15 protein-coding genes and 1 pseudogene are annotated in these 18,049 nt (G+C 72.2%); 9 read left to right on the top strand and 7 right to left on the bottom strand.

The features are described 5' to 3' along the window. Positions 1-17 precede the first annotated feature (17 nt). The 5 genes and pseudogenes from O7608_RS00080 to hemB all read left to right on the top strand — a co-directional run bounded on the left by O7608_RS00080 (position 18) and on the right by hemB (position 5,816). Entirely contained in the window at positions 18-818 is an 801-nt protein-coding gene (locus O7608_RS00080) for a redox-sensing transcriptional repressor Rex (RefSeq protein WP_289208047.1), read from the top strand. After that, entirely contained in the window at positions 815-2,203 is a 1,389-nt protein-coding gene (locus O7608_RS00075) for a glutamyl-tRNA reductase (protein ID WP_289208046.1), read from the top strand. The genes O7608_RS00080 and O7608_RS00075 overlap by 4 nt, the downstream gene beginning before the upstream one ends. Beyond that, a pseudogene (gene hemC / locus O7608_RS00070) lies at positions 2,200-3,141 on the top strand (hydroxymethylbilane synthase); the annotation flags it as partial. The gene O7608_RS00075 and the pseudogene hemC, both read left to right, overlap by 4 nt. Before the next feature lie 82 nt (positions 3,142-3,223). Then, positions 3,224-4,804, top strand: a complete 1,581-nt coding sequence (locus O7608_RS00065; protein ID WP_289208045.1) for a bifunctional uroporphyrinogen-III C-methyltransferase/uroporphyrinogen-III synthase — start codon at positions 3,224-3,226, stop codon at positions 4,802-4,804. Positions 4,805-4,838: 34 nt separating this feature from the next. Next, a complete protein-coding gene (gene hemB / locus O7608_RS00060; RefSeq protein WP_289208044.1) occupies positions 4,839-5,816 on the top strand; it encodes a porphobilinogen synthase in 978 nt (325 codons plus the stop codon). 12 nt (positions 5,817-5,828) lie between these two features. Here the strand turns inward: hemB and O7608_RS00055 are convergent, their stop codons facing one another. Continuing rightward, positions 5,829-6,845, bottom strand: coding sequence for a GNAT family N-acetyltransferase (locus O7608_RS00055; protein WP_289211133.1), 1,017 nt, complete (start codon positions 6,843-6,845; stop codon positions 5,829-5,831). A 72-nt stretch (positions 6,846-6,917) separates the two neighbouring features. Beyond that, entirely contained in the window at positions 6,918-8,198 is a 1,281-nt protein-coding gene (locus O7608_RS00050; protein WP_502959158.1) for a lytic transglycosylase domain-containing protein, read from the bottom strand. Between the two features lie 58 nt (positions 8,199-8,256). On the opposite strand from O7608_RS00050, the gene O7608_RS00045 reads away from it, so the two are divergent. Together O7608_RS00045 and O7608_RS00040 are read left to right on the top strand one after the other, a co-directional pair. Beyond that, positions 8,257-8,484 carry an FmdB family zinc ribbon protein gene (locus tag O7608_RS00045; RefSeq protein WP_289208043.1) on the top strand — a complete coding sequence of 76 codons (228 nt, stop codon included), beginning with the start codon at positions 8,257-8,259 and terminating at the stop codon, positions 8,482-8,484. Between the two features lie 171 nt (positions 8,485-8,655). After that, a complete protein-coding gene (locus tag O7608_RS00040) occupies positions 8,656-11,436 on the top strand; it encodes an ATP-binding protein (protein WP_353850590.1) in 2,781 nt (926 codons plus the stop codon). A gap of 36 nt (positions 11,437-11,472) precedes the next feature. Here the strand turns inward: O7608_RS00040 and O7608_RS00035 are convergent, their stop codons facing one another. Together O7608_RS00035 and O7608_RS00030 are read right to left on the bottom strand one after the other, a co-directional pair. After that, complete coding sequence (locus O7608_RS00035; protein ID WP_289208042.1) at positions 11,473-12,003, bottom strand: phospholipase; 531 nt, start codon at positions 12,001-12,003, stop codon at positions 11,473-11,475. A 165-nt stretch (positions 12,004-12,168) separates the two neighbouring features. Beyond that, a complete protein-coding gene (locus O7608_RS00030; RefSeq protein ID WP_289208041.1) occupies positions 12,169-12,429 on the bottom strand; it encodes a hypothetical protein in 261 nt (86 codons plus the stop codon). Between the two features lie 221 nt (positions 12,430-12,650). On the opposite strand from O7608_RS00030, the gene O7608_RS00025 reads away from it, so the two are divergent. Beyond that, on the top strand, positions 12,651-13,670 hold the full coding sequence (locus O7608_RS00025; protein WP_289208040.1) for a potassium channel family protein: 1,020 nt from the start codon (positions 12,651-12,653) through the stop codon (positions 13,668-13,670). A 52-nt stretch (positions 13,671-13,722) separates the two neighbouring features. Here O7608_RS00025 and O7608_RS00020 read toward each other — a convergent pair whose 3' ends face one another. Beyond that, a complete protein-coding gene (locus O7608_RS00020; protein WP_289208039.1) occupies positions 13,723-14,790 on the bottom strand; it encodes a 2-oxoacid:ferredoxin oxidoreductase subunit beta in 1,068 nt (355 codons plus the stop codon). Beyond that, a complete protein-coding gene (locus O7608_RS00015) occupies positions 14,783-16,630 on the bottom strand; it encodes a 2-oxoacid:acceptor oxidoreductase subunit alpha (protein WP_289208038.1) in 1,848 nt (615 codons plus the stop codon). The genes O7608_RS00020 and O7608_RS00015 overlap by 8 nt, the downstream gene beginning before the upstream one ends. Before the next feature lie 307 nt (positions 16,631-16,937). Here O7608_RS00015 and O7608_RS00010 point away from each other — a divergent pair, with 307 nt between their 5' ends. Continuing rightward, on the top strand, positions 16,938-17,315 hold the full coding sequence (locus O7608_RS00010) for an NADH-quinone oxidoreductase subunit A (protein WP_282225398.1): 378 nt from the start codon (positions 16,938-16,940) through the stop codon (positions 17,313-17,315). Positions 17,316-17,383: 68 nt separating this feature from the next. Here O7608_RS00010 and folP read toward each other — a convergent pair. Next, a partial coding sequence (folP, locus tag O7608_RS00005) for a dihydropteroate synthase (RefSeq protein ID WP_502959235.1) occupies positions 17,384-18,049 on the bottom strand: 666 nt, incomplete at its 5' end.

Raw genomic sequence — 18,049 nt, 5'->3', positions numbered from 1 at the left:
CATCGCACGGAGACACATTGAGTCAGCACCGCGAGCCAGGCGCGTCCGGCCGGGTCGACGCCGTTCCGGCGCTGCCAGACCTCCCGGAGGCGACGGTCGCCCGACTCCCGGAGTACCTCCGCGCCCTGCACGCCCTCGCCGAGGCCGGTCACGAGACGGTCTCCAGCGAAGGGCTGGCCAGCGCCGCCGGGGTCAACTCCGCCAAGTTGCGCAAGGACCTCTCCCAGCTCGGCTCGTACGGCACCCGGGGCGTCGGCTACGACATCACCCTGCTGATCGAGCAGATCGAGTACGTCCTGGGGCTCACCCACCGACGGGCGGTCGCGCTGGTCGGCGTCGGCAACCTCGGTCACGCCCTCGCCGGTTACGCCGGCTTCGCCAGCCGGGGCTTCCGGATCGCGGCCCTGTTCGACGCCGACACCGCCCAGGTCGGTGAGCAGATCAACGGACTGGTGGTCCGGCACATCGACGACCTGCCGACCGTCGCGGCCGAGGAGTCCATCGCGATCGGCGTGATCGCCACCCCGGCGACCGCCGCGCAGCAGGTCGCCGATCAGCTCGTCGCCGCCGGTGTCACCAGCATCCTCAACTTCGCTCCCTGCGTACTGGCGGTTCCCGCCGGGGTCGACGTCCGCAAGGTCGACCTCGCGATCGAGCTGCAGATCCTGTCGTTCCACGAGCACCGCAAGTCGGCGTCGTTCCGGGAGCGCCGCAGCTCGGCGTTGACCGCCATCCCCGGCGGGCTGGACGCCACCGTGACCGGCTCCACCGGCCCGGCCAGCTACGACGACGCCCCAGCGGAGGCGGTTGGCTCATGAATCTTCTCGTCGTCGGCGCGTCCTACCGGACCACGCCGGTCGCCACCCTGGAACGGCTCGCGGTCGCCCCGGCCGAGGTGCCCGCCACCCTGCGTCGGCTGCTCGCCCAGCCGTACGTCGACGCGGCCGTCGTGCTCTCCACCTGCAACCGGGTCGAGATCTACGCGGCGGTCACCGGCTTCCACGGCGGTCTGGCCGACATCTGCGCGGTGCTCGCCGAACGTTCCGGCAGCCAGCCCAACGACCTCGCCGAGCACCTGTACGTGCACTACGGGCAGGCCGCCGTCGAGCACACCTTCCGGGTGGCCGCCGGACTCGACTCCATGGTCGTCGGCGAGGCGCAGATCCTCGGCCAACTGCGTGACGCCTACCACGTCGCCAACGACGCCGACGCCACCGGCCGCCTGCTGCACGAGCTGATGCAGCAGGCGCTGCGGGTCGGCAAGCGGGCCCACGCCGAGACCGGCATCGACCGGGCCGGGCAGAGCGTCGTCAGTGCCGCCCTGCGGGTCGGTGCCGATCTGCTGCCCGGCGGGCTGCTCGGCCGGCGGGTGCTGGTCCTCGGGGCCGGGGCGATGGGCGCCCTGGCGGTCGCCACCCTCGCCCGGCTCGGCGTGGCGTCGATCCAGGTGGTCAACCGGCGTGACGACCGTGCGGTCCGCCTCGCCGGCAGCTACGGCGCCACCGCCGTGCCGTACGCCGACCTGACCACGGCGTTGGTCGACGTCGACCTGGTGATCACCGCGACCGCCTCGACCGAACCGGTGCTCACCCGGCAGACCGTCGCCGCCGTCCTCGCCGGGCGGTCGGGCGACCGGACCGGGCCGCTGGTCCTGCTCGACCTCGCCGTTCCGCGCGACGTCGAGCCGGCCGCCGGTGAGCTGCCCGGCGTCGCGGTGATCGACATCGACGGACTGGCCGACGCGCTCACCGAGGCGCCGGCCGCCGCCGACACCGCTGCCGTCGGCCGGATCGTCACCGCCGAGGTGGAGGCGTTCCTCAGCTGGCTGCGCGGCGCGGACGTGGCCCCGACCGTGGCGGCGTTGCGCGGGCGCGCCGACGACGTGGTCGGCGCCGAACTGCGCCGGCTGGCCCAGCGCCGGCCGGACCTGACCGACGAGCAGCGGGCCGAGGTGGCCCACACCGTGCACCGGGTCGTGCAACGCCTGCTGCACTCGCCGACCGTGCGGGTCCGTCAACTCGCCGCCGAACCCGGCGGTGACCAGTACGCCGCGCTGCTGCGGCAACTGTTCGACCTGGAGGTGCCGGGCACCTCCACCGCCGGCGACGTCCCGGACCTGACGGCGGCTGGCGTCCCGGACCTGACGGCGGGCGCACCTGGCGTGACCGGCGACGGCGCCCCGGAGCATGGAGGTGACCGGTGAACGCGCTGCGGCTGGGCACCCGGGGCAGCGCGCTGGCCATGGCCCAGTCCGGCCGGGTCGCCGCCGCGCTGCGCGCCGCCACCGGCCGCGACGTCGAACTGGTGGAGATCGTCACGGCCGGCGACCGGTCCTCGGCACCCGTGGCCGCGCTCGGTGTCGGGGTCTTCGTCTCCGCGCTGCGCGACGCCCTCGCCATGCGGGAGATCGACTTCGCGGTCCACTCGTACAAGGACCTGCCCACCGCCGGCCCGGCCGGGCTGCTGATCGCGGCGGTGCCGCCCCGCGAGGATCCCCGCGACGCGCTGCTCAGCCGGGACGGCCGGATGCTCGCCGAGCTGTCACCCGGCGCGACCATCGGCACCGGGGCGCTGCGTCGCATCGCCCAGCTGAACGCGCTCGGCCGCCAACTGGCGGTCACCCCGATCCGGGGCAACGTCGACACCCGGATCGGCCGGGTCCGTGGCCCGCAGGCAGATCTCGACGCGGTCGTGCTGGCCCGGGCCGGGCTGGCCCGGCTGGGGCGCCTCGACGAGATCACCGAGACCCTCGACCCGATGCTGATGCTGCCCGCTCCCGCCCAGGGAGCGCTGGCCGTGGAATGCCGGGCCGATGACACCGACCTGGTCGAGCTGCTCAGTGTGCTCGACCATGCACCGACCCGGGCCGCGGTCGACGCGGAGCGGTCGTTGCTGGCGACGCTGGAGGCCGGGTGCAGTGCACCCGTCGCGGCGTACGCCGAAGTCGCCGAGGGGGATGACGGCGACGAGATCTATCTGCGTGGGGCGGTGATCAGCCCGGACGGACTCCGGGAGATCCGCCTGTCGCGTACCGGTCCCCCGGACACCGCCGCCGAGATCGGTAAGGCACTCGCCGCCGATCTGCTCGACGCCGGTGCCGACACGATCCTTCCGGGGACCACGCCCGGCGGCCCGACCGGGGCCGCGCAGGTCGGGGTGGTCACCCAGCGACCTTCAGCGCCCGATCGGTCCGGCGCGACGACCCAGAACATGGGGAGCATAAATGACCCGCACCCGTAAGCTCGCAGGCCACATCGCGTTCGTGGGGGCCGGCCCCGGCGACCCGGGCCTGTTGACCCGCCGGGCGCACGACGCCCTGGTCGAGGCCGACCAGGTGGTGTTCGACCGTGCCGTGCCGGAGAGCCTGCTCGCGGCGGTCCGCGCCAACGCCAAGGCCGACGCCCAGCTCAGCCCGGCCGAGGGCGCCCCCGGCGACGTGGCCAAGGTGCTGATCTCCGCCGCCCGCTCCGGGCAGGCGGCGGTCCGGCTCGTCGCCGGCGACCCGTTCGGTCACCACGGCGTGGTGACCGAGGTGCAGGCGGTCGCCCGCACGGCGGTGCCGTTCGAGGTGGTGCCCGGGGTCAGCCAGGCCGAAGGGGTGGCCAGCTACGCCGGGGTCCCGCTGCCGGGGGTACGGACAGTGGCCGACGTCGACGACACGGCCGGTCTGGACTTCGACGCGCTCGCCGCCGCGATCGGCCGGGGCTCGTTGGCCGTCGCCGTGGACGCCGGTGAGCTGGCCGCCGTACGGGACGGACTGCTCGCCGCCGGCGTCGACGGCGCGACGTCGGTCGCGGTGACCGGCGACGGCACCGGCGAGACCCAGTACACGACCACGTCGACCGTGGACAACTTCGTCGCGGCGGCGCTCGGCTTCACCGGCCGGGTGGTGCTCACCCTCGGTGCCGGGGTCACCGAGCGGGACAAGCTCAGCTGGTGGGAGAACCGGCCGCTGTACGGCTGGAAGGTGCTCGTTCCCCGGACCAAGGAGCAGGCCGGGGTGATGAGCGCCCAACTGCGGGCGTACGGTGCCATCCCGTGTGAGGTGCCGACGATCGCCGTCGAGCCGCCCCGTACCCCGGCGCAGATGGAACGCGCGGTCAAGGGCCTGGTCGACGGCCGGTACGCCTGGGTGGTGTTCACCTCGGTCAACGCCGTACGGGCGGTGTGGGAGAAGTTCGCCGAGCACGGGCTGGACGCCCGCCACTTCGGCGGCGTCAAGATCGCCTGCATCGGTGAGGCGACCGCCGACGCGGTCCGTGACTTCGGCATCCAGCCTGAGCTGGTGCCGGCCGGTGAGCAGTCCTCCGAAGGGCTGCTGGCGGAGTTCTCGCCGCACGACGAGATCCTCGACCCGGTCGGCCGGGTGCTGCTGCCGCGCGCCGACATCGCCACCGAGACCCTCGCCGCCGGGTTGACCGAGCGCGGGTGGGAGGTCGACGACGTTACCGCGTACCGGACGGTGCGGGCGGCGCCGCCGCCGGCCGAGATCCGCGACGCGATCAAGTCCGGTGGCTTCGACGCGGTCCTGTTCACCTCGTCGTCGACCGTGCGCAACCTGGTCGGTATCGCCGGCAAGCCGCACGCCCGCACGGTGGTCGCGGTGATCGGCCCGAAGACCGCCGAGACCGCCACCGAGTTCGGCCTGCGGGTCGACGTGCAGCCGCCGCACGCCTCCGTACCGGACCTGGTCGAGGCGCTCGCCGGTTACGCGGTGGAGCTGCGGGAGAAGCTGGTGGCGATGCCGGCGAAGCAGCGGCGCGGTTCCAAGGTGCAGGGTCCGACCGCGCTGCGGTTCCGCTGAGCACCGGACGCCGCCGAGCCAGGGGAGCGCGTCGATGACGTACCCGCAGAGCAGGCCCCGACGGCTGCGCCGGACCGCGGCGGTACGCCGGCTGGTCGAGGAGACCCGGCTGGCCCCGGCCGAGCTGGTGCTGCCGATGTTCGTCAAGGAAGGGCTGGCCGAGCCGCGACCGGTTCCCTCGCTGCCCGGCGTGCTGCAGCATTCCCGGGACTCGCTGCGCAAGGCCGCCGCCGAGGCGGTCGCCGCCGGCGTCGGCGGGATCATGCTGTTCGGGGTGCCGGCCCGCCGCGACGCCGTCGGCTCCGCCGGCACCGATCCGGCGGGCGTGCTCAACGTGGCGATCCGTGACGTGGTCGCCGAGGTCGGCGACGCCACGGTCGTGATGAGCGACCTGTGCCTCGACGAGTTCACCGACCACGGGCACTGTGGGCTGCTCGCCCCGGACGGCACCGTCGACAACGACGCCACCCTCGCCGCGTACGGGCAGCTGGCGATCGCCCAGGCCGAAGCCGGCGCCGACATGCTCGGCCCGTCCGGAATGATGGACGGGCAGGTCGGCGTGGTCCGCCGAGCGTTGGACGCCGCCGGGCACACCGACACCGCCCTGCTGGCGTACGCGGCGAAGTACGCCTCGGCGTTCTACGGTCCGTTCCGTGACGCGGTGGAGTCGGCCCTGGTCGGCGACCGACGTACCTACCAGCAGGATCCGGCGAACCTGCGGGAGTCGCTGCGGGAGGTCGAGCTGGACGTCGCCGAAGGCGCGGACCTGGTGATGGTCAAGCCGGCGCTGCCCTACCTGGACGTGATCGCGGCGGTCCGCCAGCGGGTGCACGTCCCGGTCGCCGCCTACCAGGTCTCCGGCGAGTACGCGATGGTCGAGGCGGCTGCCGCCAACGGCTGGGTCGACCGGGACCGGGTGATCATGGAGACGTTGACGTCGATCAGGCGGGCCGGCGCCCAGGTCGTCCTCACCTACTGGGCGGTCGAGGCGGCCGAGGCCCTGGCCGGCTGATCCGACCTGGGCTCAGCTGCGTACGCCCAGGCGGTGCATCAACATCGGGATGTCCGCGCCGTAGTCCCACCAGTCCCGGTCCGACCGGTAGCCGATCTCGGTGTTGATCGAGACGATCTCCTCGTCGCCCTCGGCGTTCCAGGTCTGCACCTCGGCCAGCGCCGGTTCGACGGCACGCAGCTCCAGCAGCATCCGTGCCTTGATCGCCCGGTCGATGCCGCGTCCCTGGTGTGCCTGGGCGACGATGGTGTCGTACTGGTCGGCCCGGGTCGGGTGCTGCGCCGGCACCACCACCTCGGTCAGACCGGCGACCTCGCCGCTGGCCGGGTGCCGGGCCAGCACGATGTACGGCGTCATGCCCCGTCGGTGCAGGCAGCCGAGACTCTCCCGCAGCCGTTCCGGTTCGTACGAACTGGGCCGCAGGTCCAGGTCACCGTCGGCGGGGTCGCTCTGCTCGGCCTTGGTCCGGGCGTACGCCTCGACGAGATCGTCCGGCGGTCCACCGGGGTGGAACTCCACCTCGTAGCCGCTGACCGTGTCCTGGGCCATCTTCTCGATCGCCGCCCAGTCCACCGAGGCCAGCCGCAGGACACTGCGGATCTCCCGGAACTGCCGGGCGAAACCGAACGACTCGTAGAACTCCACCGCGCAGGTGCCGCCGATCACCTCGACCCCGACCGAGCTGAAACCCTCGTGGTACGCCCGACGCACCGCGAGCGACAGCAACTGCCGGCCCAGGCCGGTCCGCCGCACGTCCGGACGCACCAGGATCTCCAGGACACCGATGTCGCCGAGCAGCAGTACGTTCACGTGTCCGACGACCTCGGTGCCGCCGCGAGCGTCGGGCTGCTCCGCCAGCCAGCAGATCCGCCGGACCCCCGGCATCGTCTCGGTCAGGTACTCCCGCAGGAAATGCGGTCGCCACAGCGGGTCGCCCGGAAGATCGGTCCGGAAAACCTGGTTGAGACAGTCCAGCAGAGACGAGATCTCGGCGGACGACGCGGTTCGGGGGTCCCACTCGCGCACCATCACGCGTCTAGCTTGCCGGCAACGCGGCTGATGCGAAAGTGGCAGGCGCAGAATTGTGCCCGACCGATTGCGCTAAGTGCGACTCCGTACCCCGTACTCGTTGGCCGTGTCGAAGACCGACTGGGCGTAGGGTTGGACGTTGTTGTACGACAGGATGGCACTCCACCAGTCCGAAGGTGTGGACAGATCGCGTCCGTTCCGGCACAAGTAGTTAGCGGCGGCCAGGCTCGCGTCGTCGATATCCTGCGGATCGACCACCCCGTCGTTGTCGGCGTCCACCCCGAATTCCGCCCACGTCGTCGGGATGAACTGCATCGGACCGACCGCCCGGTCGTAGACCACGTCATTGTCGAGGCGTCCGTCGTCGGTGTCGGCGATTCGTTGCCGGCCGCCGGCCCCGTCGAGCGGCAGCCCGACGATCGGTGGTACGGCCCGCCCTTCGGTGTCCAACCTCGATCCGTTGGCCGTGCCGTGGGTCGACTCGATCATCCCGATCGCGGCCAGGGTGGTCCAGCTCAGCCGGCAGCCGGGAGTGGTGGTCGCCAGGACCAGTTCGGCGTAGCCGTACGCCTCCAACGCGACCACCGGGATGGCCAGCCGGCTGGTGGTCTGAGTCGCCCAACCGGTCAGGACCGCCGCCGGGCGGGTCGGCCCGAGCGGCGGCACCGGCCCGCCCGGGTCGTCGAGTGGCGGCGTCGTCGGATCGAGCAGGTCCGGGTCGGTGAGCGCGGGTACGTCCGGGACGGCGGTCGTCTCGACCGGCCCAGGGGTGCTGACGGGTTCCCGCAGTCCAGCGGCGGCCGGCACCAGCACCGCGCCTGCCGTACCGCTGCCGGCGATCAGTGCCAGCAGCAGCACGCCGGGTAGCGCCAGACGCCCGCTCGGACGGCGGCACCAGGCACCGACCGCGCGGGCCGCGCGACGGCCGGAGCGGGCGACCGGTCGGGCGATGGGCCGCAACCGTGCCGGGTGCAGCCGACCGACCCGGCGGGTGAACGGCGGATCGTCGCGTCGGTGTCGACCGGCCGGAGTCGGCTCGGTCCCCGCTTGGCTGGTCGGTTCCGCCCCGGTCCCCGCTTGGCTGGTCGGTTCCGCCCCGGTCCCCGCCTGGCCGGCCGGCTCCGCCCCGGTTTCAGGCTGATCCGTCCCGGCCTCAGCCGGCGTTCGCTGCTCCGGCAGGTCCGGCGTCGGCAGGTCCGGCGTCGGGCTCTGCGACGTCGCCGACGTGGGCGGCTCCGCCGTCGGCTCCGCCGGCGGGGTCGGCGTCGGTGCGGCCGACGTGGACTCAGGTGCCGGTGCCGGCACCGCCGGACGTAGCCGTGCCGTCGGCGTACCTGCCCCGTCCTCGACCATGCCGTCGAGTATCACCCATCCGGCCGACGACGTCAGTTCCCGCCGTACCCTTATCCACATGCCCCGGTACGAGTTCCGCTGTCGCGCCTGCGGCGACACATTCGAGGTCAACCGTCCGATGACCGAGGCCGGCGAGCCGGCGTCCTGCCCTCAGGGCCACGCCGACACAGTCAAACTGCTCTCCACCGTCGCGCTCACCGGCCGGGGCGGCGGCTCAGTGGGAGCGCTGCCGACCGCACCACCGTCCGGTGGTGGCGGGTGCTGCGGCGGCGGGTGCGGATGCTGACCGCCACCGCGCCCCGCTGACCGTCACCGACGACGCCGCAGGTCAGCTACCCGCCTCCTTCGTGACTGGCCAGGTTGCCGACCTGCGGCAGGATGAACTGCGACTTCCAGCGGGGCGGAGGTTCCACCGGTGTCGGCATCGACCGCACTGCCGAGCGGCCTGGTCACCTTCATGTTCACCGACATCGAAGGCTCTACCAGGCTGGCCCGCCTGCTCGGCGGCGACTACCGTCCGATGCTGCGCGAGCACCGACGGCTGGTCCGGCGGACGCTGTCCGCCAGTGACGGCACCGAGCTGTTCACCGAGGGCGACTCGTTCTTCGCGGCGTTCGCTGATGCGGCCGCCGCTCTCGACGCCTGCCGCCGGGCCCAGCGGGCGCTCGCCGCGCACGACTGGTCCGCGCCGGATGCCGTGCCACGGGTCCGGATGGGGTTGCACACCGGGTACGCCGAACCGGTCGGTGGCGAGTACACCAGTCCCGAGGTGCACCGGGCCGCCCGGATCGCGGCGGCGGCACACGGCGGGCAGGTGCTCTGCTCGGCGGCGACCGCCCGGGCCGCCGATCCGTTGCCGGCCGACGTCTCGTTGCTCGACCTCGGCCTGCACCGGCTTCGTGGCTTCGACGACCGGGAACGCCTGTTCCAGCTGATCGCCCCTGGTCTGGAGCGGCAGTTCCCCCGGCCACGTACCGCCGACGCGGCCAGTCACAACCTGCCGAACCAGATCAGCTCCTTCGTCGGCCGGCGGATCGAACGCCGGGAGCTGCGACGACTCGTCGCCGCGCACCGGCTGGTCACCGTGGTCGGTGCCGGCGGTTCCGGCAAGACGCGGCTCGCGGTCGAGGTCGCCGCCGCGTCCGGCACCGTCGACACCTCGTCCGACACCGCATCCGGCGACGTCGACACCGCGTCCGGCACCGCCGGCTACCCCGACGGGGTCTGGTTCGTCGACGTGGCCACCGTGACCGACCCCGGGCTGGTCGCGTTCGCCATCGCCGCCGTGTTCGGGCTGCGCCCAGAGCCGGGACGGCCGATCCTGGACACGGTCGTCGAGTACGCCGCCGCCCGACGGTTGTTGCTGGTGCTCGACACCTGCGACGCCCAACCGGCGGCCTGCGCCGAGGTGATCACCCGGCTGCTCACCGGCGGTCGGCAGGTCCGGGTGCTGGCCACCAGCCGGGAGCCGATGGGCGTACCGGGTGAGGTGGTGTGGCGGATTCCGCCGCTGTCGGCGGAGCCCGGCCCGGCCGGCGGGCCCAGCGACGCCGTAGCGCTGTTGCTCGACCGCACGGTGGCCGCCCGGGGCGGCCGGCCGTTGGCGCCGGCCGAGTCGGGCCAGCTGCACCGGGTCGCGTCCCGGCTGGACGGGCTGCCGTTGGCGATCGAGCTGGCGGCGGCCCGGCTGCGGGTGCTCTCCGTCGGGCAACTGGTGGATCGGCTCGACGACGTACTGGGGGTGCTGGACGCGGGCCGGGAGGAGCCGGCCGGGGTGGACCGCTCCGCCGGGCGGCGGCACGGCACCCTGCAGGCGACGGTCACCTGGTCCTACCGTACGTTGGCACCCCGGGCCGCCCGGCTGCTGCGCTGGATGTCCGTCTTCGCCGGCCCGGTCGACCTGGCCACGGTGGAGTGGCTGCTCGACGACGACCCGCTCGGCCCGCTGGCGGTGCTGGTCGACAAGTCGATGATCCAGGCCGAGCCGGCGGCCGGCGACACCAGCTACCGGATGCTCGACCCGATCCGGGCGTACGCCGCCCGGCGGCTGGTCGAGGCAGGTGAGGAGCAGTCGGCCCGGGACCGGCACGTCGACTGGGCCTTGCACGCGCTGCAACGTGCCTATCTGGGCCCGGACGGGCAGCCGGTCACGTTGTCGCTGTACGCGTTGGATCCGCTCGCCGACGAGTTGCGGGCGGCGCTGCGGTGGAGCGCGACCGGCGGTAGCGCCCGGCGTGGTCTGCAGCTCGCCAGCGGGCTGGACCAGTGGTGGCGGGAGCGCGGCCTGGCCCGGGAGGGGCGGCTGTGGCTGTTCCGGCTGTACGGGCGGATCGCCGAGACCGGCGAGGTGATCCCCGAGGCGGAGCTGGCGGCCGCGTACCACATGCATTCGCAGCATGCCGGCGCGGACGGTGAGTTCGGCGAGGAGCTGCGGTTCTCGCACCGGGCCGAGGCCGTGGCCCGGCAGGCCGGCGACGCGGGCCTGCTGGCCCGGGTGCTGGCCGGCCGGGGCGCCTCGTTGATCGACCTCGGTCAGTTCGACGAGGCGGAGCGGGTGTGCCGTGACGTCATCGACTGGGCGGCGGCCAACGGGGTGGCCGGTGACGCGTTGTTCGCCGTCTACAGTCTGGCGGAACTGCTGTGCCGGCGGGGGGCGCTGGACGAGGCGGCCGAGGTGCTGGCGGGCGCCCGGCCGGCCGAGGCCGCCCGGCCGGCCGAGCGTGGCCGGCGGACCGTCGACATGCTGCTGGGCCTCGTGGCGCTGGCCCGGGTGGACCTGGTCGCCGCCCACGACCACCTGGTGGTCGCGCTGCGGTCCCGGATGCGGTACGGCTTCCACCGGCGGGCCTGCGACACGTTGAACGCGATGGCGGTGCGCTGCGCGCAGGGTGGGGACCCGGCGACGGCGGCCCGGTTGTTCGGTGCCGCGCAGGCGACCCGTACCGCATTGCGCAGCAGCGCCGGGATGTTCGGCGGCTACTGGGCGCAGGAGCAGGACCGGGTGCGGGCGGTGATCGGCGATGCCGCCTTCGACGCCGGCTACGCGCAGGGCAGTCGGATGAGCCTGGTCGAGGCGGCGGCGCTGGCACTGGCGGTGGAGCATCCGGACCTGACCTCGGGTGCCCGCTGGTTCGGCGACGACCCGACCGGGCTCGCGGCCGGCCGCTCCGGGCTGGTCGTCGACCGGTCCGGGCTGGTGACCGACCGGTCGACCGGCGACGGGAGCGCCGCCGGCTGAGCGGCCGGCGGCGCGTCCGTACGGTGGCGTTGGTGGTTATCCGACGGCCGTCAGGTGCCCGGCCGGGACGAGCCGCTCGGCGCGTTGCAGGTCGGCGGCGTCGACGATCGGCGCGCCGAAGATCCGGACCGCCTGGTAGTAGGTCCAGGCGAGGCTGAGGCAGGCCGGCCGCACGACGCTGCTGTACCGGGCGCAGACCCGCTTGAGGTCCTCGTAGAAGGCGCTGTCCACCCGGGCCTTGTTGGTGGCGGAGAACTGGCCGATCGCCTTGTAGTTGCGGTAGCCGAAGTCGTGTCGGTGGCAGGAGAGCCGGAAGTCGAAGCCGAGTGGGTTGTCCGGGCTGGACGAGCAGTAGTCGGTGGACCAGTCGAACTGGTAGGCGGCCCAGGGGCCCGGGTTCGCCCGGGCCGAGTTCCAGGCGCTGTAGCTGCTGGCGCTGGTCTGCGTCCAGTTGGACAGCACCGCGGGCTTGTCGGCGGGAACGGCACTGGCCGGGGTGGCGAACCCGAGGGCGGCGGTGAGGCCGAGCAGTACGGCGCTGAGCAGTGCGGACGTGCGACGGTACATCGCGATACCTCCGGTGGACGGCTCGTGGTGTGTGGCGTCGGTGCTTGTTACCGGTGGGTCACAAGCGTGTCCACAGTCTTGCCGTATCCGCTGACATCGATCTTTAGGGCGCCTGTTTCTTTGTCGACCGGCGCGTAAACAGACCATCCGCCGCCGAACGGGCACTCAGCTGGCGGCGGCCTCGGCGCCGGGCAGTGCCGCCACCCGGACCAGTGCGACGACGCGGTCGTCGCCGGTGCCGTCCATCCCGATGGAACGTCCGATGATCCACACCCACCGGTTGTCGTAATACGCTGACAGATCGGGCCGTACCTGTTCAACCTTCAGGATCAGTTGGTATCCGCCGTACCGCCAGTCCTCCTTGTTCAGTTGCAGGACCGTCCCCGGGGTGATCGCGGGAATGGTGGGTCGTGACGGCGGTTTCACAGGCTGCTCCGAAACTGGCGGTTGACGGCTCGCCGAGAGAGCATCGACAACACACAGTCCCAAAGCAATGTCTCTAAGCAAGATTTGAGGCGACGGGATACGACCCGACGCCGGACGGACGCATTCGGGCCGAGGTGATGTCCAGGTGATCGCGATCCGCTGGTCCGCAACGACTATGTTGTGGACGTGAACGGGGACCCGAAAGTGAAGGTGGACCGGCGGTGATTCACTTTCCCGCCGTCCGCCAGGGCCCGTTGAAGGCGTTGAGCCTGCGCCTGTTCGCCGCGGTCGCCCTCGTCTTCGCGGTCGTGGCGGTGGTCTACGCCGACCGCGACGGCTACCGGGACGCCAACGGCGACGGGATCTCGCTGCTCGACTGCTTCTACTATGCGGTCGTCAGCCTCTCCACGACCGGGTACGGCGACATCGCGCCGATCAGCGACGGTGCCCGGCTGGTCAACGTCCTGATCATCACGCCGGCCCGGGTGGTGTTCCTGATCATCCTGGTCGGTACCACCCTCGAGGTGCTCACCGAGCAGTACCGGACGAACCTTCGACTGACCCGGTGGAGAAGGAAAGTGAAGGACCACGTCATCATCTGCGGCTACGGCACCAAGGGCCGCAGCGCCGTGTCGGCCCTGCTGGAGAACGGCTTCGACAAGCAGCACATCGTCGTCGTCGAGAGCAGCGGCATCGCGCTGCGCCAGGCCACCGCCGCCGGCCTGGTCGCCGTCGAGGGATCGGCGACCCGCTCGTCGGTCCTCAACGAGGCACACGTCAAGCACGCCAAGGCGGTGATCATCGCCACCGACAGCGACGACGCCTCCGTCCTGGTCACCCTGACGGCCCGCCAACTGACCGCCGGCAAGGTACGGATCATCGCCGCCGCCCGCGAGGCCGAGAACGCCGCCCTGCTGCGCCAGAGCGGGGCGCACCACGTGATCGTGTCGTCCGCCACCGCCGGCCGGCTGCTGGGCCTGTCCACCTCGGCGCCGCCGCTGATCGACGTCGTCGAGGATCTGCTCACCCCTGGTCAGGGCATGGCACTGGCGATGCGTTCGGCCAACCGTGACGAGGTCGGACTGCCGCCCCGACAGCTGAACAACCTGGTGATCGCGCTGATCCGGCGCGGCCGGGTGGTGTCCCTGGCCGAGCCGGACAGCGTCGAGGTGGAGACCGGGGACCTGCTCGTCTACGTCCGCGACGACCGGACCTCAGCGAGCACCCCGTCGACCAGCTGACCGCGTGCGGCCAGCCGGTCGACCAGGGCCGACCTCGCGCGGGGTCAGGGGGTCAGTCGATGGACCAGGTGTCGCCGCTGCGCAGCAGCCCGGCCAGTTGCTCCTCCGGGGTCCCCTCGGCCTGGGCCATCGCCGCGCCGACCTGTGCCTGGATCAGGCTGTCGTAGCTGGGCCGCGGCACGCTGCGGAACACCCCGATCGGCGTGTTGCGCAGGTCGGCACCGGGCAGCCGGGACAGGGCGAACGCGTACGCCGGCTCGTCGATCGTCGCGTCGTGCACCACGATCTCCTCGGCCGGTACGGTGGCCGTCTCGCGCACTTCGAGGCCGAAGCCGCCCGGCGGGTGGACCACGCAGAACCGGCCTTCGGCGCCGAAGGTGATCGGCTGCCCGTGCTCCAGCCGGATCAGGTAGTCGTCCCGGGTGGCCGGCTCCTTGAGCTGGTCGAAGGCGCCGTCGTTGAAGATGTTGCAGTTCTGGTAGATCTCGACGAACGCCGACCCGTTGTGCTCGGCGGCGGCCCGCAGCACCGACTGCAGGTGCTTGCGGTCGGAGTCGATCGTCCGGGCGACGAAGGTCGCCTCGGCCCCCAGCGCCAGCGACAGCGGGTTGAACGGCGAGTCGGCCGACCCGACCGGCGTCGACTTGGTGACCTTGCCAAGCTCCGACGTCGGTGAGTACTGGCCCTTGGTCAACCCGTAGATCCGGTTGTTGAACAGCAGGATCTTCAGGTTGACGTTGCGCCGCAGCGCGTGGATCAGATGGTTGCCGCCGATCGAGAGCGCGTCACCGTCGCCGGTCACCACCCACACCGACAGGTCCGGACGGGAGACCGACAGGCCGGTGGCGATCGCTGGGGCGCGACCGTGGATCGAGTGCATCCCGTACGTGTTCATGTAGTACGGGAAGCGCGACGAGCAGCCGATGCCGGAGACGAAGACGGTCCGCTCGCGCGGGATGTTCAGCTCGGGCATGAACGACTGCACGGCGGCGAGGATCGCGTAGTCGCCGCAGCCCGGGCACCAGCGCACCTCCTGGTCGGACTTGAAGTCCTTGGCGGTGAGCTTGAGTGCCACCGGCGTGCCGGTGCCAGCGCGGCCGTTGGGAGCGGGCTCAGACATTCTTCACGACCTCTTCCAGCATGGTCTCCAGCTCGGTGGCGGTGAACGGCAGGCCACGGACCTGGTTGTAGCCGATCGCGTCGACCAGGTACCGGGCCCGGATCACGTGCGCCAACTGGCCCAGGTTCATCTCCGGGATCACCACCCGGTCGTAGGAGCGCAGCACGTCGCCCAGGTTGGCCGGCAGCGGTGCCAGATGCCGCAGGTGTGCCTGGGCCACCGGCAGCCCGCGCTGGCGCAGGGTGCGGCAGGCGGCACCGATCGGGCCGTACGTCGATCCCCAGCCCAGCACCAGCGTGCGGGCGTCGCCGTCCGGGTCCTCGACCTCGACGTCGGGCACCGGGATCGTGTCGATCCGGGCCTGACGGGTGCGCACCATGAAGTCGTGGTTGGCCGGGTCGTAGGAGATGTCGCCGGTCTTGTCGGCCTTCTCCAGTCCGCCGATGCGGTGCTCCAGGCCGGGCGTGCCGGGAATCGCCCACGGCCGGGCCAGCGTCTGCGGGTCCCGCAGGTACGGCAGGAAGGTCTTGCCGTCGGCGTCGTTGGGCGCGGTGGCGAACTCGACCTGCAGGTCCGGCAGCGAGTCGACCTCCGGCAGCAGCCACGGCTCGGAGCCGTTGGCCACGTAGTTGTCCGACAGCAGAAGCACCGGCGTGCGGTAGGTCAGGGCGATCCGGGCGGCCTCGATCGCCGCGTGGAAGCAGTCCGACGGTGAGCGGGGCGCGATCACCGCGACCGGTGCCTCACCGTGTCGGCCGAACAACGCCATGTTCAGGTCGGCCTGCTCGGTCTTGGTCGGCATCCCGGTCGACGGGCCGGCCCGTTGCACGTCGACGATGAGCAGTGGCAGCTCCAGGGCCACCGCCAGGGAGATCGTCTCGCTCTTGAGGGCCACCCCGGGGCCGGACGTGGTGGTGATGCCGAGCGCCCCGCCGTACGAGGCACCGAGCGCCGCACCGACTGCGGCGATCTCGTCCTCGGCCTGCATCGTGATCACCCCGAGCCGCTTGTGCTTGCTCAGCTCGTGCAGGATGTCCGAGGCCGGAGTGATCGGGTAGGCACCGAGGAAGACCGGCAGCTTGGCACGCACCCCGGCGGCGACCAGGCCGAGCGACAGGGCGGCGTTGCCGGTGATGTTGCGGTACGTGCCGGGGCGCATCCGGGCCGGGTTGACCTCGTAGCGCACCGCGAAGTCCTCGGTCGTCTCGCCGAAGTTCCAGCCGGCCCTGAACGCGGCGATGTTCGCCTCGACCAGGTCCGGGCGTTTGGCGAACTTGCGCTGCAGGAACCGGATCGTGGACTCGTACGGCCGGGAGTACATCCACGAGAGCAGGCCCAGCGCGAACATGTTCTTCGCCCGCTCGGCGTCCTTCTTCGAGACCGACAGTTCGGCGAGCGCGCCGATGGTCATCGAGGTGAGCGCGACCGGGTGCAGGGCGTAGCCGTCGAGCGAGCCGTCCTCCAGCGGGTTCGCCGCGTATCCGACCTTGGCCAGGTTGCGCCGGGTGAACTCGTCGGTGTTGACGATGATGTCCGCCCCGCGCGGCAGGTCGGCCAGGTTGGCCTTCAACGCCGCCGGGTTCATCGCGACCAGTACGTTCGGCGAGTCGCCGGGGGTGAGGATGTCGTAGTCGGCGAAGTGCACCTGGAAGCTGGACACTCCGGGCAGGGTGCCGGCGGGTGCCCGGATCTCCGCGGGGAAGTTCGGCAACGTGGAGATGTCGTTGCCCAACTGCGCGGTCTCCGAGGTGAACCGGTCACCGGTCAGCTGCATCCCGTCGCCGGAGTCGCCAGCAAACCGGATGACCACCCGATCCAGTTGACGGACCTGCTTGGCCACGTGCGCTGACCTCCTCGTTTCCGGCCGGCGGCGCGGACCACGGTCCGCCTCGCCAGCTGCTGCCCGAATGTGCGGCGCGAGCCCGCCGGTGCCGCGACGCGGCGACTGTCGGTGCCAGGGTAAGGGCGTCCTAACCATCCTCGCACCTTCGGGAAAGCCTACGTCGGATCCAGTCGGATACCCGGCTCGGGTCCGCCGGGTGGGACTGGAATCACCTCGTGTTCACCCGGGCGCGGTCCGGGTGGCGGGCCCGGCGACACCCGGACGGGCGGGCACCCTTGGCCCGTCGGCCGGTAGACTGCCGGACATGCAGGGCTACCTCGGCTCGTACGCGACGTTGGGGTTGCTGTTGCTGGTGAGCGTGGCGTTCTTCGTCGTGGCGTACGGTGCCAACCGGCTGCTGCGCCCGGCCCGGCCGGCCGATCCGGTCGGTAAACGCGCCAGCTACGAGTGCGGCCTCGACCCCGTGGGCGGCGACTGGGCGCAGGCCCAGATCCGCTACTACGTGTACGCCTTCCTCTACGTGCTGTTCGCGGTGGAGGCAGTGTTCCTCTTCCCCTGGGCGGTGATCTTCGACCGGCCCGGGTTCGGCCTGGTCACCGTCGCCGAGATGGGGATCTTCGTCGCGGTGCTGGCGCTGGGCATCCTCTACGCCTGGCGCCGCAACGTGCTCCGCTGGACCTGACGGACGCGCCGTGCCGGGGCTGACGGACGCGCCGTGCCGGGGCTGACGGACGCGCCGGACCGGCGGGCTCAGGCCAGCGCGCGGCGGGACACCGCCGGTGGCCGGTCGCCACGGATCGACGCGACCATGTCCAGGACCTGTCGGGTCGCGGCCACCTGGTGCGCGCGGAACACCCGGGCGCCCAGCCAGGCGGAGACCGCCGTCGTGGCCAGGGTGCCGGTCAGCCGCTGGTCGACCGGTACGTCGAGGGTCTCGCCGATGAAATCCTTGTTCGACAGGGCGACCAGGACCGGCCAGCCGGTGGCGACCAGCTCGTCGAGACGGCGGGTCACCTCCAGCGAGTGCCGGGTGTTCTTGCCGAAGTCGTGCGCGGGATCGATCAGGATCCCGTCCGGGCGTACCCCCAGCGCCACCGCCCGCTCGGCGAGCCCGGTCACCGTGGCGACCACGTCGGCCACGACGTCGTCGAACGCCGCGCGGTGCGGCCGGGTACGAGGCGTGGTCCCACCGGTGTGTGAGCAGAGCAGCCCGGCCCCGGTCGCCGCAGCGACCTCGGCGAGCTGCGGATCCGCGCCGGCCCAGGTGTCGTTGAGCAGGTCCGCGCCGGCGGCGACCGCCTCCCGGGCGACCTCGGCCCGCCAGGTGTCGATCGAGATGACCAGGTCGGGGAAGGCGGCCCGGACCGCCGCGATGGTGCCGACCGTACGGTCGATCTCCTCGGTGACGTCGACCGC

It is taken from the genome of Solwaraspora sp. WMMA2056 (genome assembly GCF_030345095.1).
Lineage (GTDB): Bacteria > Actinomycetota > Actinomycetes > Mycobacteriales > Micromonosporaceae > Micromonospora_E.
The sequence above is the reverse complement of the archived record's forward strand: the minus strand, read 5'-3'. Positions and strand labels throughout refer to the sequence as shown.

Bases quoted from the DNA above. Each gene is read 5' to 3' on its own strand.
- O7608_RS00075 (WP_289208046.1), top strand. From the start codon at position 815: ATGAATCTTCTCGTCGTCGGCGCGTCCTACCGGACCACGCCGGTCGCC.
- O7608_RS00065 (WP_289208045.1), top strand. From the start codon at position 3,224: ATGACCCGCACCCGTAAGCTCGCAGGCCACATCGCGTTCGTGGGGGCC.
- hemB (WP_289208044.1), top strand. From the start codon at position 4,839: ATGACGTACCCGCAGAGCAGGCCCCGACGGCTGCGCCGGACCGCGGCG.
- O7608_RS00055 (WP_289211133.1), bottom strand. From the start codon at position 6,845: ATGGTGCGCGAGTGGGACCCCCGAACCGCGTCGTCCGCCGAGATCTCG.
- O7608_RS00050 (WP_502959158.1), bottom strand. From the start codon at position 8,198: ATGGTCGAGGACGGGGCAGGTACGCCGACGGCACGGCTACGTCCGGCG.
- O7608_RS00045 (WP_289208043.1), top strand. From the start codon at position 8,257: ATGCCCCGGTACGAGTTCCGCTGTCGCGCCTGCGGCGACACATTCGAG.
- O7608_RS00040 (WP_353850590.1), top strand. From the start codon at position 8,656: ATGTTCACCGACATCGAAGGCTCTACCAGGCTGGCCCGCCTGCTCGGC.
- O7608_RS00035 (WP_289208042.1), bottom strand. From the start codon at position 12,003: ATGTACCGTCGCACGTCCGCACTGCTCAGCGCCGTACTGCTCGGCCTC.
- O7608_RS00020 (WP_289208039.1), bottom strand. From the start codon at position 14,790: ATGTCTGAGCCCGCTCCCAACGGCCGCGCTGGCACCGGCACGCCGGTG.
- O7608_RS00010 (WP_282225398.1), top strand. From the start codon at position 16,938: ATGCAGGGCTACCTCGGCTCGTACGCGACGTTGGGGTTGCTGTTGCTG.